This window comes from Staphylococcus sp. 11007852 (assembly GCF_011394325.1).
Taxonomy (GTDB): domain Bacteria; phylum Bacillota; class Bacilli; order Staphylococcales; family Staphylococcaceae; genus Staphylococcus; species Staphylococcus agnetis.
Window position 1 is genome coordinate 16,668 of the sequence record NZ_JAANBJ010000030.1, and the last position, 18,199, is coordinate 34,866.

The following is an 18,199-nucleotide window of genomic DNA, read 5'->3' on the forward strand; positions in this document are numbered from 1 at the left end:
TTTTGTTGAATGCACCTTTATGGATGTAGTTGAATAATTTCTAAAAGTGAGTACATGAATAGCATGTACTAATTAAGAGTGGAACCGTGCACAAGCACCTCTGACATTTGTTAGGGGTGTTTTTATTTTTAAAGGAGGATTTGCTGTGATAAAAAGAATAATGGATGATGTAAAGATGGTTTTTGAACAAGACCCCGCAGCACGCTCTACGTTTGAAGTCATTACCACGTATGCTGGATTACATGCCGTATGGTCCCATTTAATTGCACATCGTCTATACAATAAAAAACACTATACGTTAGCGCGGACGATTTCTCAGATTTCACGGTTTTTTACTGGCATTGAAATACACCCTGGTGCTAAAATTGGGCGCCGTTTATTTATCGATCACGGCATGGGTGTGGTGATCGGTGAAACATGCACGATTGGTGATAACGTGACGATTTATCAAGGTGTGACACTTGGAGGTACTGGAAAAGAAAAAGGCAAACGTCATCCAGATATTGGGGACAATGTTTTAATCGCAGCAGGTTCGAAAGTGTTGGGGAATATAAAAATTGCTTCAAACGTCAATATTGGTGCGAATTCAGTTGTATTAAGAGATGTACCGAGTTACACAACAGTTGTAGGTATACCTGGACGCATTGTCCGTCAAGATGGCCAACGCATTGGTAAAACGTTTGACCACCTCAATTTACCTGACCCGATTTATGAACAACTTAAGCAACTTGAGCGACAATTGGAACAAACTAAAAATGGAGAGATCAAAGATGATTACATTATATAATACACTGACACGTCAAAAAGAACCGTTTAAACCTTTAGAACCTGGAAAAGTAAAAATGTATGTCTGTGGCCCAACCGTATATAACTATATTCATATCGGAAATGCGAGGCCTGCTATCAATTATGATGTTGTGCGTCGCTACTTTGAATATAAAGGGTACGAGGTTGATTATGTTTCAAACTTCACTGACGTAGATGACAAATTAATCAAACGCTCACAAGAATTAGGTGAAACCGTACCTGAAATTGCAGATCGTTATATTAAAGCATTTCATGAGGATACAGAAGCGTTAAATATAAAAAAAGCAACATCCAACCCACGCGTCATGGACCACATGGATGATATCATTAAATTTATTAAGAATTTAGTAGACCAAGGGTATGCCTATGAAAGTGGCGGAGATGTGTATTTCCGCACACGTAAATTTGAAGATTACGGTAAACTCAGTCACCAATCTTTAAATGATTTAAAAGTGGGCGCGCGTATTGAACAAGGTGAACAAAAAGAAGACGCATTAGATTTCACGTTATGGAAAAAGGCAAAACCAGGTGAAATTAGCTGGGACAGTCCATTCGGGGAGGGACGACCAGGATGGCATATTGAATGTTCGGTTATGGCGTTTGAAAAATTAGGGCCAACGATTGATATTCATGCGGGTGGAAGTGATTTGCAATTCCCACATCATGAAAATGAAATTGCACAATCAGAAGCCCACAACCATGCGCCGTTTGCGAATTACTGGATGCACAATGGTTTTATTAATATTGATAACGAAAAAATGAGTAAATCACTTGGTAACTTTATTTTAGTTCATGACATTATTAAAGAAGTTGACCCTGATGTCTTACGTTTCTTCATGATTAGCGTGCATTATCGTAGTCCAATTAATTATAATATTGAATTGGTTGAAGCAGCACGTAGTGGTTTAGAGCGTATTCGCAACAGCTATCAGTCGTTATCTGAACGTGAAGCCATTGCGACAGATTTAACTGAAGATCACCGTTATTTAGAACAAATTGAGGCAACTTTAGCACAATTTGAAAAGGTAATGAATGATGATTTTAATACAGCAAACGCCATTACAGCTTGGTATGATTTAGTCAAATTAGCGAATAAATATTTACTTGAAAATCAAACATCTACAAAAGTAATTGCGCGTTTCAAAGAAGTTTTTGAAATCTTTAGTGACGTATTAGGCGTACCATTAGTATCTCGAAATGCGAACGCATTATTAGATGAAGAGATTGAGAAACTAATTGAAGAACGTAATGAAGCGCGAAAAGCAAAGAATTTTGCACGTGCCGATGAAATTCGCAATCAATTAAAGGCGCAAAATATCATCTTAGAGGATACGCCACAAGGTGTGAGATATAAACGTGGATAAATCGTTAAACGCTAAATTGTTAAATCCGTTATCCTTAGCTTATGTTGGTGATGCGGTGCTAGATCAGCATGTACGGACGCATATCATCTTGAAACAACAAAGCAAACCGAACCGGCTACATCAAGCAACAACACGTTTTGTGTCTGCTAAAAGTCAAGCAGCGACGTTAGAGGTACTACTAGCTGGTGATTGGTTTACAGAAGCAGAATTAGACGTTTTAAAGCGCGGTCGTAATGCTAAAAGTTATACGAAAGCAAAAAATACAGATATTCAAACATATCGTAAAAGTTCAGCATTAGAAGCGGTCATCGGCTATTTATATTTAGATGGTCAACATGAACGTGTCACAGCTTTATTAAATAAAATCGTATTAATCGTTGAAGAAAGGAGTTGAGTACATTGGAAACTGAAGTCATTGTAGGACGCCATGCAGTAAGAGAAGCGATTCAAACAGGGCACGCCATTAACAAAGTGCTCATTCAAGAAGGCGTAAAAAAGCAACAGATTGAAGATATTTTAAATTCTGCAAAATCTCAAAAACTGGTTGTACAAACGGTTCCTAAATCAAAATTAGATCAAATCGCGAATGCGCCTCATCAAGGTGTAGCTGCGTATGTTGCACCATATGAATATGTAGCGTTAGATGATTTCTTGGCTAAACAAGCGCAAAAAGAGACCTTATCAACAGTCATTATTTTAGATGGTCTAGAAGATCCGCATAACTTAGGATCGATTTTAAGAACGGCGGATGCAACTGGTGTAGATGGCATTATCATTCCAAAGAGACGTTCGGTGGCGTTAACGCAAACAGTTGCTAAAGCATCTACAGGTGCGATTCAACACGTCCCAGTCATACGTGTGACGAATTTATCACAAACCATTGATACGTTGAAAGACCAAGGTTACTGGGTGGCAGGTGCCGAAGCGAATAATGCGACGGATTACCGTAACATGCAAGCGGATATGCCCTTAGCATTGGTCATTGGTAGTGAAGGACAAGGGATGAGTAAGCGCGTCAAAGATAAGTGTGATTTTTACATTAAAATACCTATGGTGGGTCATGTGAATAGTTTAAATGCCTCTGTCGCAGCGAGCTTATTAATGTATGAAGTGTTACGTAAACGCACGCCCATTGGTGGTGACAACGCATAATGATTGATTATTATGTGATTATTGACGGCTATAACATGATTGGTCAATCCCCTGAGTTAAGTCGCTATGCGAAAGAAAATTTAGAAGAAGCAAGAGAACAATTGCTCATTGCGATTTCAAATTACAATGCACACATAAAAGGCAAAGTGATTTGTGTATTTGATGCCTATGATACGGATACACCCCAATCCGAAACGGTTTATCATGGAGTAAACGTTATTTTCACGAAAGAAAACGAAACGGCAGATAGTTTTATTGAACGTTATGTTTATAATATCTACAACAAATACACGACGCATATTACTGTTGTGACAAGTGATATGAGTGAACAACATGCGATATTTGGTACAGGCGCCTACCGCATGTCCTCAAGAGAAATGTGGCGTGACCTAAAAGAAAACGAAAATCATGTTTCTCAATCAATGTCATCGTTTGAAGCGCGTAAACCTAGAACGCGTATTCAATTATCAGATGATGTATTGTCAGAATTTGAAAAAATTAGACGTGGTCAATCCAAAAAGCGTTAATTTCTCGCCTTGATTCAAAAGGTCTTCACTCGGTATGATGAGGCAAATCGAGTGAAAGGCGAGGAACGTTAATGACTTTAAATCCTATCAGTGAAGTTGAACGTCAGCAATTGATTAAAGAGCTCAAAGCCCATCGTCCCGACGCATTACGAGAATTGATAGCGGTGGTGCGCCGATGTGCGCAGGTCGTTCTGCGAGACTTTCGCATCACCCCGCAAGATTTTGAAGATATCGTTCAAGAGTCGATTTGGTCGATTTATCAAAAAGTATGTCAGCCTGATTTTCATATGAACATTCCATTAGAACATTACATTAATAAAACGCTTTTCTATAAAAAGATGGATTATCGTCGTAAACGTGTGTACTATCAATCTTTCATTTCACATATGATTGAGGACGTTTCGATGCAATATCATCAGCAAACGTATCGGCACCATATGACGCTAACGCTTAATGAATGCTTAGAAGATGTTAAAAATTCAGCGCAAACGTTAAGCGCATTTGAACTCAAAGTGCTTTATTATTTAATTGATGAATGGGTCCCAAATGAAATTGCACAACAACTCAATGTACCAGTAAAGCGGGTTTACAATGCAATTTATAGACTTAGACGAAAGATGCATATTTTAAAACAAAGTGAGTAAATGCTTCTCATGATTGTAAAGAAATGGCGTTTGACAATTGGACACAATCTTATGTATAGTAAACTGGTATTATAGGAGTAAGGTGAGTTCATGTGAAAAAAGTACCGCTCAATTGTGAAAAATGTGGAATGCGTAATTATCACGTACCGAAATCAAACCAACATACGACACGACTAGCGCTTAAAAAATTCTGTGCCACATGCCAGATGCATACATTACATAAAGAGTCGAAATGATGTAATGGGCTTAAAAGCGTTATAAAGTAATGTTACAAATGCGATTATAATTTAAAAATTGGAGGGAATCCGAATGGCTAAAAAAGAAAACTTCTTCCAAGGCGTTAAAACTGAAATGGAAAAAACAAGTTGGCCTACTGGTCCGGAACTTGTGAAATATACGACAATTGTCGTGTTTACAGTAATCTTTTTCTTAGTATTCTTCTGGGGTCTAGATATTGGAATCGGCCAAATAATTGAAATGATAAAATAGAAATGAGGAGTTGTCAGCATGTCTGAAGAGTTAGGGGCTAAACGTTGGTATGCCGTTCATACCTACTCAGGTTACGAAAACAAAGTCAAAAAGAATTTAGAAAAACGTGTTGAATCAATGAACATGACTGAGCAAATTTTTAGAGTTGTGATTCCTGAAGAAGAGGAAACACAAGTTAAAGATGGCAAAGCAAAAAAACAAATGAAAAAAACGTTCCCTGGCTACGTTTTAGTTGAATTAATTATGACAGATGAATCATGGTACGTTGTACGTAATACGCCAGGCGTGACTGGGTTTGTCGGTTCAGCAGGTGCAGGCTCAAAACCAAACCCATTATTACCTGAAGAAGCACGCTTTATCTTAAAGCAAATGGGTATGAAAGAAAAAACAATCGATGTAGAAGTGGAATTAGGCGAACAAGTTCGTATTACTTCTGGCCCATTCGCAAACCAAGTGGGCGAAATTGATGAAATTGAAATGAATAAATTTAAACTTACAGTATTGGTGGACATGTTTGGTCGTGAAACACCAGTAGAAGTAGAATTTGATCAAATCGAAAAATTATAATGTGACGCGGGGTGGAACGTAAAGTTTCGCCTCTTTTTCTATCTATCTTAGTTTTGAGCATACCTCATAGCATATCAAATGAAAATATAATTGTTGATGATTAACGTCCATCTCGCTATCGCGTCTATGTAACTGAATTTAAAAGTGTAACAATGAGTACTTTGGTGTGGTTTTGTGAAACTTAAAAATTTTTGTTGTCAAGTAAAATTACAAATGTTATAATAACGAAGTCGCGCGTAAATAGCGCTACATTTCGTCACGAAATGTTAAATGAGTGGGAGGGCAAAACTGAGCCCTGTGACCACATCACGATATCAAGGAGGTGCACATCGTGGCTAAAAAAGTAGAAAAAGTAGTTAAATTACAAATTCCTGCAGGTAAAGCAAACCCAGCACCACCAGTTGGTCCTGCATTAGGTCAAGCCGGTGTGAACATTATGGCTTTCACTAAGGAATTCAATGCACGTACGCAAGAACAAGCAGGTTTAATTATTCCGGTTGAGATTTATGTTTATGAAGATCGTTCATTTACATTCATCACTAAAACACCACCTGCAGCAGTATTACTTAAAAAAGCAGCTGGTATTGAAAAAGGTTCTGGTGAACCAAACAAAAACAAAGTTGCTACAGTAACTAAAGATCAAGTACGTGAAATTGCTAACACTAAAATGCCTGACTTAAACGCTGCTGACGAAGAAGCGGCTATGCGTATCGTTGAAGGTACTGCACGTAGCATGGGTATCATTGTTGAGTAATTCTCGTAATTAATGACCATAAAGCAAACAAGAACATTAATGATGCATTTTGAGTATCATTTATTGAAAGAAGACACTCGTAGATAAAAGATAACATGACAGTTTATCTACGCTCGAGGGGCGGGACTCAGAAATTGAATCATAAATTGATTTCTGACCCGCTCCCAACGTGGGAGGACATTCCGCTAAAACCACTAAAGGAGGAAAAAACGATGGCTAAAAAAGGTAAAAAGTATCAAGAAGCTTTAAGTAAAGTTGACCGTCAAGCATTCTACTCAGTAGAAGAAGCAATCAACTTAGCTAAAGAAACAAGCGTTGCTAACTTCGATGCTTCAGTAGAAGTAGCATTCCGTTTAGGTATCGATACACGTAAAAACGACCAACAAATCCGTGGTGCTGTAGTATTACCACACGGAACTGGTAAAACACAACGTGTATTAGTATTCGCTAAAGGCGACAAAATTGCAGAAGCAGAAGCAGCAGGTGCTGACTATGTTGGCGATGCTGAATATGTTAACAAAATCCAACAAGGTTGGTTCGACTTCGATGTAGTGGTAGCTACACCAGATATGATGGGCGAAGTTGGTAAATTAGGTCGTGTATTAGGACCTAAAGGTTTAATGCCTAACCCTAAAACAGGTACAGTAACAATGGACGTTAAAAAAGCGGTTGAAGAAATCAAAGCAGGTAAAGTAGAATATCGTGCTGAAAAAGCTGGTATCATCCACGCATCAATTGGTAAAGTATCATTCGATACAGACAAATTGGTTGATAACTTCAAAACATTACAAGATGTATTAGCGAAAGCAAAACCATCTTCAGCTAAAGGTACGTACTTCAAATCTGTTGCTGTAACAACAACAATGGGCCCTGGTATTAAAGTAGATACTTCTAGCTTTAAATTAAACTAATTATTACATCTATAGATGAAGCGAGATGCATAATCGTATCTCGCTAAATTTTTGGGTGTTTTCATAAAATAACGGTTGACTATTTACACAAAAGCCGTTATATTTATATATGTTGTATATTTTACCTAAGACAGTAGGAGTTCATTGAGAACTTAATACAAGATCCTACCGAGGCTAAAATTGACTTGAACGTGAAAACATTCAAGCACTTTTTGCTGTGGGTAAAAAGTGCTTTTTTATTTGTTATTAAACAAATATACAAAGCACCAAATAATTTGATGGAGGTGTCTAAATGTCTGGAATTATTGAAGCTAAAAAACAACATGTTGATGAAATTTCTGAACAACTTAAAAGTTCTGTTTCTACAGTTTTCGTTGACTACCGTGGTTTAACAGTAGCTGAAGTTACTGAATTACGTAAGCAATTACGTGAAGCAGGTGTACAATACAAAGTGTACAAAAACACGATGTTACGTCGTGCAGCTGAAAAAGCCGGTATCGAAGGTTTAGATGAGTACTTAGCAGGTCCTACTGCTGTAGCGTTCACAACTGAAGATGTTGTTGCACCAGCAAAAGTTATCGCTGGATTTGCAAAAGAACACGAAGCTTTAGAAATCAAAACAGGTGTTATGGAAGGAAGCGTTATCTCAGCTGAACAAGTTAAGACAGTGGGTTCTTTACCATCACACGAAGGTCTTGTTTCTATGCTATTATCAGTATTACAAGCACCAATGCGCAACTTCGCTTATGCAGTTAAAGCTGTTGGTGAAAGCAAAGAAGAAAACGCAGAATAATCTAATTTACGTAAAGTAAAAACTAATTTTTAAAATAATGGAGGAATATAAAAATGGCTAATCATGAACAAATCATTGAAGCAATTAAAGAAATGTCAGTTTTAGAATTAAACGACTTAGTAAAAGCAATTGAAGAAGAATTTGGTGTAACTGCAGCAGCACCAGTTGCAGCAGCAGGTGCAGCAGGCGGAGACGCAGCAGCAGAAAAAACTGAATTTGACGTTGAGTTAACTTCAGCTGGTTCATCAAAAATCAAAGTTGTTAAAGCAGTTAAAGAAGCTACTGGCTTAGGCTTAAAAGACGCTAAAGAATTAGTAGACGGCGCTCCAAGCGTAATCAAAGAAGGTTTACCAAAAGAAGAAGCTGAAAAACTTAAAGAACAATTAGAAGAAGTTGGCGCTTCAGTAGAATTAAAATAATTCTTTTGATAAGTGAAAACCCGCTATTTCATGTAAATAGCGGGTTTTATCAATATTATATAAAAAGGTGTGAATGCGATGAGTCATTACTATGATTCACATCCAGATAGTGAAACGAATGAAAAAACAATCACTTATGACACAGGACATCATCAATTAACTTTAACGACTGATGCTGGCGTGTTTTCAAGAGATCGTGTGGATTTTGGATCAGATTTATTAATCCGAACATTTCTCAATGCACATCCACCGGGTGAGGTAAAACATATAATTGATGTAGGCTGTGGTTATGGTCCGATTGGTCTGATGCTTGCTAAAGTAGCGCCGCATGACCAAATTACCATGCTAGATGTTAATCATCGCGCGCTGTCACTCGTCGAGAAAAATGCACAACACAATGATATCCATAATGTTACAGTGCAGGAAAGCGATGGCTTGTCTGTCATTGCTGCGAATCAAGCAGATTATATATTGACTAATCCACCAATTCGCGCTGGTAAGCAAGTGGTACACCAAATTTTAGAAGATGCGTTTCAATGTTTGAAACCTGAAGGTGCATTGTATGTGGTGATTCAGAAAAAGCAAGGTATGCCATCTGCGAAAAAGAAAATGGAAGCTGTTTTTGGTAATGTCGCATCTATTAAAAACAGTAAAGGGTATCACATTTTGAAGAGTATTAAGGGTTGATTTAAACCTTTTTTTATGATAAAGTATTAAGATGAAAAAATTATGTTCAATAAGTGTGTACTTTTACCGCTAAAGTTTCATTGTAACATTTCATAAATACGCAATTAGAATAGAAAATGGTGTCATCGTATCGTGAACAACCGTTTTCTTTTTGTCTTGTTGCATAACACTTTTATTAGAGAGACACACAATTTTTGAGGGGTGAATCTGTTTGGCAGGTCAATTTGTCCAATATGGAAGACATCGTAAACGTAGAAACTACGCAAGAATCTCAGAAGTATTAGAATTACCTAATTTAATTGAGATTCAAACAAAATCATATGATTGGTTTTTAAAAGAAGGACTTTTAGAAATGCTTCGCGACATTTCTCCAATTGAGGACTTCACAGGAAACCTTTCTTTAGAATTTGTTGATTATAGACTAGGTGAACCGAAGTACGATTTAGAAGAATCAAAAAACCGCGATGCGACTTATGCAGCGCCATTACGCGTTAAAGTACGTTTAATTATTAAAGAAACTGGCGAAGTGAAAGATCAAGAAGTATTCATGGGAGATTTCCCATTAATGACTGAAACGGGCACTTTCGTCATCAATGGTGCAGAGCGTGTTATTGTATCACAATTAGTACGTTCACCATCCGTTTACTTCAATGAAAAATTAGATAAAAATGGACGTGTAAACTACGATGCAACTGTAATTCCTAACCGTGGTGCTTGGTTGGAATACGAAACAGATGCAAAAGACGTTGTCTACGTACGTATCGATAGAACACGTAAATTACCATTAACTGTGTTATTACGTGCATTAGGTTACTCCACAGATCAAGAAATTATTGATTTATTAGGAGATAACGAATACTTACGTAACACATTAGAAAAAGATAGCACAGAAAACACAGAACAAGCTTTACTTGAAATTTATGAACGTTTACGCCCAGGTGAACCACCAACTGTAGAAAATGCGAAGAGCTTATTATACTCTCGCTTCTTTGACCCTAAACGTTACGATTTAGCTAGCGTAGGACGTTATAAAGCAAATAAAAAATTACATTTAAAACACCGTTTATTCAATCAAAAATTAGCTGAACCAATCGTGAATACTGAAACTGGTGAAATCGTTGTTGAAGAAGGTACAGTCTTAGATCGTCGTAAATTAGACGAAATCATGGACGTATTAGAATCAAATGCAAACGCGCAAGTCTATGAGCTTCCAAATAGCATTGTAGATGAACCTGTAGAAGTTCAATCTATTAAAGTGTATGTACCTAATGACGATGAAGCACGTACAACGACAGTAATTGGTAATGCATTCCCTGATTCTGAAGTGAAATGTATCACGCCAGCAGATATCGTTGCGTCAATGTCTTATTTCTTCAACTTATTACACGGCATTGGTTATACGGATGATATTGACCACTTAGGTAACCGTCGTTTACGTTCAGTTGGTGAATTGTTACAAAACCAATTCCGTATCGGTTTATCTCGTATGGAACGTGTGGTGCGTGAAAGAATGTCTATTCAAGACACAGAATCGATTACGCCACAACAATTAATCAACATTCGCCCAGTTATCGCATCAGTGAAAGAGTTCTTTGGTAGTTCTCAATTATCACAATTCATGGACCAAGCGAACCCATTAGCAGAGTTAACACACAAACGTCGTTTATCTGCATTAGGGCCTGGTGGTTTAACGCGTGAGCGTGCACAAATGGAAGTGCGTGACGTTCACTACTCTCACTATGGTCGTATGTGTCCGATTGAAACACCAGAGGGACCAAACATTGGTTTAATTAACTCGCTTTCTAGTTATGCGCGTGTCAATGAATTTGGTTTCATTGAAACGCCTTACCGTAAAGTGGACCTTGAAACGAATACAATTACAGACCAAATTGATTACTTAACTGCGGATGAAGAAGACAGTTACGTTGTTGCCCAAGCGAATTCTCGTTTAGACGAAAATGGCCGCTTTATCGATGACGAAATTGTGTGTCGTTTCCGTGGTAACAATACAACAATGGCTAAAGAAAAAATGGACTACATGGATGTATCGCCTAAGCAAGTTGTTTCTGCGGCGACAGCATGTATCCCATTCTTAGAAAACGATGACTCGAACCGTGCATTAATGGGTGCGAACATGCAACGTCAAGCCGTACCTTTATTGAACCCAGAGTCACCGTTTGTAGGTACAGGTATGGAGCACGTCGCTGCACGTGACTCAGGTGCTGCAGTACTTGCGAAACATCGCGGACGTGTTGAACACGTTCAATCAAGTGAAATCCTTGTACGCCGTCTTGTAGATGATAACGGTATTGAAGTTGAAGGCGAATTAGATCGCTACCCATTAGCGAAGTTTAAACGTTCAAACTCAGGTACATGTTACAACCAACGCCCAATCATCGCTGCAGGAGACGTCGTTGAGAAAAACGAAATTCTTGCGGATGGTCCTTCTATGGAACTTGGTGAAATGGCATTAGGTCGTAACGTTGTCGTTGGATTCATGACGTGGGACGGTTATAACTATGAGGATGCCGTAATCATGAGTGAACGTCTTGTAAAAGATGACGTATACACATCTATTCATATTGAAGAATATGAATCAGAAGCACGTGATACGAAACTTGGACCTGAAGAAATCACACGTGATATTCCGAACGTATCTGAAAATGCACTTAAAAACTTAGATGATCGTGGTATTGTCTACATCGGTGCTGAAGTTAAAGATGGAGACATCTTAGTGGGTAAAGTAACGCCTAAAGGTGTAACGGAATTAACTGCTGAAGAACGTTTATTACACGCTATCTTTGGTGAAAAAGCACGTGAAGTACGTGATACATCATTACGTGTACCACATGGTGCAGGCGGTATCGTTCTAGACGTTAAAGTCTTCAACCGTGAAGATGGCGATGATTCTTTATCTCCAGGTGTTAACCAACTTGTACGTGTTTACATCGTACAAAAACGTAAAATTCACGTAGGAGATAAGATGTGTGGTCGTCACGGTAACAAAGGTGTCATCTCTAAAATCGTTCCTGAAGAAGATATGCCATATTTACCAGACGGACGTCCAATCGATATCATGTTAAACCCACTTGGTGTACCATCACGTATGAACATCGGACAAGTATTAGAGCTACACTTAGGTATGGCGGCTAAAAACTTAGGTATCCATGTTGCATCACCAGTATTTGACGGTGCGAACGATGATGACGTATGGTCAACAATCGAAGAAGCTGGTATGGCACGTGACGGTAAAACAGTACTTTACGATGGTCGAACAGGTGAACCATTCGATAACCGTATTTCTGTTGGGGTTATGTACATGTTGAAACTTGCGCACATGGTTGATGATAAACTTCATGCGCGTTCAACTGGACCATACTCACTCGTTACACAACAACCACTTGGTGGTAAAGCACAATTCGGTGGACAAAGATTTGGTGAGATGGAGGTATGGGCACTTGAAGCATATGGTGCTGCTTACACATTACAAGAAATCCTCACATACAAATCAGATGATACTGTAGGTCGTGTGAAAACTTACGAATCTATCGTTAAAGGTGAAAACATTTCTAGACCAAGTGTTCCTGAATCATTCCGCGTATTGATGAAAGAACTTCAAAGTTTAGGATTAGATGTCAAAGTGATGGATGAGCAAGATAACGAAATTGAAATGCGTGACTTAGAAGAGGACGATGTGCCTGATCGCAAAGTCAATTTACAACAACCAAGCGTTCCAGAATCACAAAGAGATATCACTGAATAATACTGACATCATTATAATAAATAAACACATGTGACATACGTAAGAGGAAGGTGTTGTATGACAGAATCATAACAGTTTCTATGCAACTTCTTTCTCCTGCGATACACATGTATGCCATTGTTTTAAGGAATCAATCAACTAGCACAGCTAATTAAAATAAAGGAGGTAGGCTCCTTGATTGATGTAAATAAATTTCATTACATGAAAATAGGACTCGCTTCACCTGAAAAAATCCGTTCTTGGTCATACGGTGAGGTTAAAAAGCCAGAAACAATTAACTATCGTACTTTAAAACCAGAAAAAGACGGTCTATTCTGTGAACGTATTTTCGGACCAACAAAAGACTGGGAATGTAGTTGTGGTAAGTACAAGCGTGTACGTTATAAAGGTATGATTTGTGACCGTTGTGGCGTTGAAGTTACAAAATCAAAAGTACGTCGTGAACGTATGGGTCACATCGAGCTTGCGGCACCTGTATCACACATTTGGTATTTCAAAGGCATTCCAAGTCGTATGGGCTTATTGCTAGATATGTCACCACGTGCCTTAGAAGAAGTCATTTATTTTGCTTCTTACGTTGTGGTCGATCCAGGTCCAACTGGTTTAGAAAAGAAAACATTACTCTCAGAAGCTGAATTCCGTGAGTACTATGACAAATTCCCTGGTCAATTCACTGCAAAAATGGGTGCTGAAGGGATTAAAGATTTATTAGAAGAAATCAACTTAGATGAAGAATTAAAAATGTTACGTGATGAACTTGAATCTGCTACAGGTCAACGTTTAACACGTGCGATCAAACGTTTAGAAGTTGTGGAATCATTCCGTAATTCAGGCAACAACCCTGCATGGATGATTTTAGACGTACTTCCAATTATTCCACCAGAAATTCGTCCAATGGTGCAATTAGATGGTGGACGTTTTGCGACAAGTGATTTGAACGATTTATATCGTCGTGTCATTAACCGTAACAACCGTTTAAAACGTTTATTAGACCTTGGTGCACCTGGCATCATCGTTCAAAACGAAAAACGTATGTTACAAGAAGCTGTTGATGCATTAATCGATAACGGTCGCCGTGGTCGTCCTGTTACAGGTCCTGGTAACCGTCCATTAAAATCACTCTCGCATATGTTAAAAGGTAAACAAGGTCGTTTCCGTCAAAACTTACTTGGTAAACGTGTTGACTATTCTGGTCGTTCGGTTATCGCGGTAGGTCCAAATTTAAAAATGTACCAATGTGGTTTACCTAAAGAAATGGCGTTAGAATTATTCAAACCTTTCGTAATGAAAGAATTAGTTCAACGTGAAATTGCTACAAACATTAAAAATGCGAAAACGAAAATTGAACGTACGGAAGATGAAGTTTGGGACGTTTTAGAAGACGTCATCACTGAACACCCAGTACTTCTTAACCGTGCCCCTACGCTTCACAGATTAGGTATCCAAGCGTTCGAACCAACGCTTGTTGAAGGACGTGCGATTCGTCTACACCCACTTGTAACGACAGCTTACAATGCGGACTTTGACGGTGACCAAATGGCCGTTCACGTACCTTTATCAAAAGAAGCACAAGCAGAAGCGCGTATGTTAATGCTTGCGGCGCAAAACATCTTGAACCCTAAAGACGGTAAACCAGTTGTAACACCATCTCAGGATATGGTACTTGGTAACTACTACTTAACTTTAGAACGTAAAGATGCGGTAAATACAGGTTTATTATTTAACGATGCCAATGAAGTAATCAAAGCGTATGCAAATGGCTATGTACATCTTCATACACGTATTGGTGTTCAAGCAGCATCATTCAATAACCCAACATTTACTGAAGAACAAAACCGTAAGATTTTAACAACATCTGTAGGTAAAGTGATTTTCAATGAAATCATTCCAGATTCATTTGCATATATCAATGAGCCAACTGCGACAAACTTAGAGAAGAACACACCAGACAAATACTTTGTTGATGCGTCTGATCTTGGTGAAGGCGGTTTAGCGGAATACTTTGAAAACACTGAACTTGTTCCACCATTCAACAAAAAATTCTTAGGTAACATTATCGCAGAAGTGTTCAATCGCTTCAGCATTACAGATACATCTATGATGCTTGACTTAATGAAAGACTTAGGATTTAAGTATTCATCTAAAGCAGGTATTACTGTAGGTGTTGCTGACATCGTGGTATTACCAGACAAGAAAGAAATTCTTGATGAATCAGAAAAACTTGTTGAACGCGTACAAAAACAATTTAACCGTGGTTTATTAACTGAAGAAGAGCGCTATAATGCGGTTATTGAAATTTGGACAAATGCAAAAGACCAAATTCAAGAAGAGTTAATGCAATCACTTGAAAAAACAAACCCAATCTTCATGATGAGTGACTCTGGTGCCCGTGGTAACGCATCTAACTTTACGCAACTTGCGGGTATGCGTGGATTGATGGCCGCACCATCAGGTAAAATCATCGAACTTCCAATCACATCATCATTCCGTGAAGGTTTAACCGTATTAGAGTACTTCATCTCTACTCATGGTGCGCGTAAAGGACTTGCCGATACAGCCCTTAAAACAGCGGACTCAGGTTACCTTACTCGTCGTCTTGTTGACGTGGCACAAGATGTTATCGTGCGTGAAGAAGACTGTGGTACTGACCGTGGTTTACTCGTTTCAGATATCAAAGAAGGTACTGAAATGATCGAACCATTTATCGAGCGTATCGAAGGTCGTTATGCTAAAGAAACGATTCGTCACCCAGAGACTGATAAAGTTATTATCCGTCCAGACGAATTAATCACACCAGATATTGCGAAAGAAATTACAGATGCAGGCATCGAAGAGATGTACATCCGTTCAGCATTTACATGTAACACACGTCACGGTGTATGTGAAAAATGTTATGGTAAAAACTTAGCAACTGGTGAAAAAGTTGAAGTTGGTGAAGCAGTGGGTACAATCGCTGCACAATCTATCGGTGAACCTGGTACACAGTTAACAATGCGTACCTTCCATACAGGTGGGGTAGCCGGTAGCGATATCACACAAGGTTTACCACGTATCCAAGAGATTTTTGAAGCGCGTAACCCGAAAGGTCAAGCCGTGATTACAGAAATCGAAGGTACAATTGATAACATTACAATTGGTAAAGATAGACAACAAGAAATCGTGGTTAAAGGTGCGAACGAAACACGTTCATACCTCGCGCCAGGTACGTCACGCTTGAAAGTTGAAATCGGACAAGCAGTTGAACGTGGTGAAGTGTTAACAGAAGGTTCTATTGAGCCGAAAAACTTCTTAGCAATTGCAGGTCTTACTGCAACTGAAGCCTACTTGCTGAAAGAAGTTCAAAAAGTTTACCGTATGCAAGGGGTAGAAATCGACGACAAACACGTTGAAGTTATGGTTCGTCAAATGTTACGTAAAGTTCGCATTATCGAAGCTGGTGACACGAAATTATTACCAGGTTCATTAGTGGATATCCATCACTTTACAGATGCGAACCGTGAAGCATTTAAAGAACGTAAACGTCCAGCAACGGCTAAACCAGTACTTTTAGGTATCACAAAAGCATCACTTGAAACAGAAAGTTTCTTATCTGCGGCATCATTCCAAGAAACAACGCGTGTACTTACTGACGCTGCGATTAAAGGTAAACGTGATGACTTACTTGGTCTTAAAGAAAACGTTATTATCGGTAAGCTGATTCCAGCGGGTACAGGTATGAAACGTTATAGCCAAGTAGATATCGAAAAAGAAAAATCAACGATTGACGCACAAGAACACATTGTGACGGAATAATAAAATGTTTAAAAAGGCGCAGTGATCTGACCATTGCTGCGCCTTTTACTTTTTTGATTTATCATTGAAAAATTGTTGACGTTATACAATTGAGATGATAATATAGAAAAGGTTGATGCAAGCAGTACTTTGGAGGATATGCAAATGTCTAATGAAAAAGTCACACGCTTAAACAAACAAGCCTACGTTGTTGGTTTGAAACAGACGCTTAAAGCGTTGAAAAATCATAACGTATCACAATTGATTATCGGCGAAGATGTTAATGTGCATCTCTTAGCGCGCGTGTTAAGCTTTGCCAATCAAAATAACGTACCAATTACGTTTTTTGAAAGCCAAAAAGCTTTAGGAGAACATGTTGGTATTAACGTAAAGGCAACGGTTGTTGCTTTGCTCAAATGAGATTAGTAAGGACAATGAGGACTTACTAAATTTTATTTAATCTAAAAATGAACCACCTGGATGTGTGGGATTAAAAATCGAGAGAGGAGGAAACATAAATGCCTACTATTAACCAATTAGTACGTAAACCAAGACAAAGCAAAACTAAGAAATCTGACTCACCAGCTTTAAACAGAGGTTTCAACAGTCAAAAGAAACAATTCACGAAGTTAAACTCTCCACAAAAACGTGGTGTGTGTACTCGTGTTGGTACTATGACTCCTAAAAAACCTAACTCAGCGTTACGTAAATATGCACGTGTGCGTTTATCAAACAACATTGAAATCAACGCATACATCCCTGGTATCGGACACAACTTACAAGAGCACAGTGTTGTACTTGTTCGTGGTGGACGTGTAAAAGACTTACCTGGTGTGCGTTACCATATCGTACGTGGTGCGTTAGATACTTCTGGTGTTGATGGACGTATGCAAGGACGTTCATTATACGGAACTAAAAAACCTAAGAAATAAGGTTAAATTAATGTAAATTTCGTCGGTTACAATGACTGATAGATTATAAATATACTATAATAGGAAGGGAGGACTTGTATTATGCCTCGTAAAGGATCAGTACCTAAAAGAGATGTGTTACCAGATCCAATTCACAACTCTAAATTAGTGACAAAATTAATCAATAAGATCATGTTAGATGGTAAACGTGGAACAGCTCAACGTATTCTTTATTCTGCATTCGACTTAGTTCAAGAACGTTCAGGTCGCGATGCAATGGAAGTTTTCGATGAAGCGATCAACAACATTATGCCAGTACTTGAAGTTAAAGCTCGCCGTGTAGGTGGTTCTAACTACCAAGTACCTGTAGAAGTTCGTCCAGAGCGTCGTACTACTTTAGGTTTACGTTGGTTAGTAAACTATGCGCGTCTTCGTGGTGAAAAAACTATGGAAGAGCGTTTAGCTAACGAAATCTTAGACGCTGCTAACAACACTGGTGGTGCCGTTAAGAAACGTGAAGACACGCACAAAATGGCTGAAGCGAACAAAGCATTCGCTCACTACCGTTGGTAAGATAGACGCCTATTCCCTGAGCATACATGTCATTGGCAACCATCAACGTGCACATCGCATATTGAAC

At 38.6% G+C, this 18,199-nt stretch carries 19 protein-coding genes and 1 other annotated feature; all 19 genes read left to right on the top strand.

Annotated elements, in window-relative coordinates:
• The first annotated feature begins 160 nt into the window (after positions 1-160).
• The 19 genes from cysE to rpsG all read left to right on the top strand — a co-directional run bounded on the left by cysE (position 161) and on the right by rpsG (position 18,132).
• Positions 161-787: a serine O-acetyltransferase gene (gene cysE, locus G8Y85_RS09285; RefSeq protein WP_168429109.1), complete on the top strand. Its 627-nt coding sequence runs from the start codon at positions 161-163 to the stop codon at positions 785-787.
• On the top strand, positions 771-2,171 hold the full coding sequence (gene cysS / locus G8Y85_RS09290; RefSeq protein ID WP_165805743.1) for a cysteine--tRNA ligase: 1,401 nt from the start codon (positions 771-773) through the stop codon (positions 2,169-2,171). Before cysE ends, cysS begins: the two co-directional genes overlap by 17 nt.
• On the top strand, positions 2,164-2,565 hold the full coding sequence (locus G8Y85_RS09295; protein ID WP_165805744.1) for a ribonuclease III domain-containing protein: 402 nt from the start codon (positions 2,164-2,166) through the stop codon (positions 2,563-2,565). Before cysS ends, G8Y85_RS09295 begins: the two co-directional genes overlap by 8 nt.
• 5 nt (positions 2,566-2,570) lie before the next feature.
• Positions 2,571-3,323, top strand: a complete 753-nt coding sequence (rlmB, locus tag G8Y85_RS09300) for a 23S rRNA (guanosine(2251)-2'-O)-methyltransferase RlmB (protein ID WP_037566307.1) — start codon at positions 2,571-2,573, stop codon at positions 3,321-3,323.
• Positions 3,323-3,850: an NYN domain-containing protein gene (locus tag G8Y85_RS09305; protein ID WP_085622192.1), complete on the top strand. Its 528-nt coding sequence runs from the start codon at positions 3,323-3,325 to the stop codon at positions 3,848-3,850. The genes rlmB and G8Y85_RS09305 overlap by 1 nt, the downstream gene beginning before the upstream one ends.
• 71 nt (positions 3,851-3,921) lie before the next feature.
• Complete coding sequence (locus G8Y85_RS09310; RefSeq protein ID WP_085622190.1) at positions 3,922-4,494, top strand: sigma-70 family RNA polymerase sigma factor; 573 nt, start codon at positions 3,922-3,924, stop codon at positions 4,492-4,494.
• 92 nt (positions 4,495-4,586) lie between these two features.
• Positions 4,587-4,730: a 50S ribosomal protein L33 gene (rpmG, locus tag G8Y85_RS09315; protein WP_081858204.1), complete on the top strand. Its 144-nt coding sequence runs from the start codon at positions 4,587-4,589 to the stop codon at positions 4,728-4,730.
• Between the two features lie 73 nt (positions 4,731-4,803).
• Positions 4,804-4,983 (top strand): preprotein translocase subunit SecE, encoded by a 180-nt coding sequence (gene secE / locus G8Y85_RS09320; protein ID WP_037566310.1) that lies wholly within the window; start codon positions 4,804-4,806, stop codon positions 4,981-4,983.
• Positions 4,984-5,001: 18 nt separating this feature from the next.
• On the top strand, positions 5,002-5,550 hold the full coding sequence (gene nusG, locus G8Y85_RS09325) for a transcription termination/antitermination protein NusG (protein WP_037566311.1): 549 nt from the start codon (positions 5,002-5,004) through the stop codon (positions 5,548-5,550).
• A 331-nt stretch (positions 5,551-5,881) separates the two neighbouring features.
• Positions 5,882-6,304, top strand: a complete 423-nt coding sequence (gene rplK, locus G8Y85_RS09330; protein ID WP_037566312.1) for a 50S ribosomal protein L11 — start codon at positions 5,882-5,884, stop codon at positions 6,302-6,304.
• Positions 6,305-6,516: 212 nt separating this feature from the next.
• The gene (rplA, locus tag G8Y85_RS09335) at positions 6,517-7,215 is read left to right on the top strand and encodes a 50S ribosomal protein L1 (RefSeq protein ID WP_037566313.1); all 699 of its coding nucleotides are present in this window, start codon (positions 6,517-6,519) and stop codon (positions 7,213-7,215) included.
• Positions 7,216-7,321: 106 nt separating this feature from the next.
• Positions 7,322-7,462 (top strand) — a sequence feature (ribosomal protein L10 leader region).
• Positions 7,463-7,507: 45 nt separating this feature from the next.
• Positions 7,508-8,008, top strand: a complete 501-nt coding sequence (gene rplJ, locus G8Y85_RS09340) for a 50S ribosomal protein L10 (RefSeq protein WP_037566314.1) — start codon at positions 7,508-7,510, stop codon at positions 8,006-8,008.
• Between the two features lie 53 nt (positions 8,009-8,061).
• On the top strand, positions 8,062-8,427 hold the full coding sequence (gene rplL, locus G8Y85_RS09345) for a 50S ribosomal protein L7/L12 (RefSeq protein ID WP_037566315.1): 366 nt from the start codon (positions 8,062-8,064) through the stop codon (positions 8,425-8,427).
• 78 nt (positions 8,428-8,505) lie between these two features.
• On the top strand, positions 8,506-9,114 hold the full coding sequence (locus tag G8Y85_RS09350; protein WP_107401150.1) for a class I SAM-dependent methyltransferase: 609 nt from the start codon (positions 8,506-8,508) through the stop codon (positions 9,112-9,114).
• 211 nt (positions 9,115-9,325) lie between these two features.
• Positions 9,326-12,877, top strand: a complete 3,552-nt coding sequence (rpoB, locus tag G8Y85_RS09355) for a DNA-directed RNA polymerase subunit beta (protein ID WP_165805745.1) — start codon at positions 9,326-9,328, stop codon at positions 12,875-12,877.
• 174 nt (positions 12,878-13,051) lie between these two features.
• The gene (gene rpoC, locus G8Y85_RS09360; RefSeq protein WP_060552330.1) at positions 13,052-16,669 is read left to right on the top strand and encodes a DNA-directed RNA polymerase subunit beta'; all 3,618 of its coding nucleotides are present in this window, start codon (positions 13,052-13,054) and stop codon (positions 16,667-16,669) included.
• Positions 16,670-16,813: 144 nt separating this feature from the next.
• Positions 16,814-17,068, top strand: a complete 255-nt coding sequence (locus G8Y85_RS09365; RefSeq protein WP_037566319.1) for a ribosomal L7Ae/L30e/S12e/Gadd45 family protein — start codon at positions 16,814-16,816, stop codon at positions 17,066-17,068.
• Positions 17,069-17,166: 98 nt separating this feature from the next.
• Positions 17,167-17,580, top strand: a complete 414-nt coding sequence (rpsL, locus tag G8Y85_RS09370; protein ID WP_037566320.1) for a 30S ribosomal protein S12 — start codon at positions 17,167-17,169, stop codon at positions 17,578-17,580.
• An 81-nt stretch (positions 17,581-17,661) separates the two neighbouring features.
• A complete protein-coding gene (gene rpsG, locus G8Y85_RS09375) occupies positions 17,662-18,132 on the top strand; it encodes a 30S ribosomal protein S7 (RefSeq protein WP_014614746.1) in 471 nt (156 codons plus the stop codon).
• The last annotated feature ends 67 nt before the right edge of the window (positions 18,133-18,199 follow it).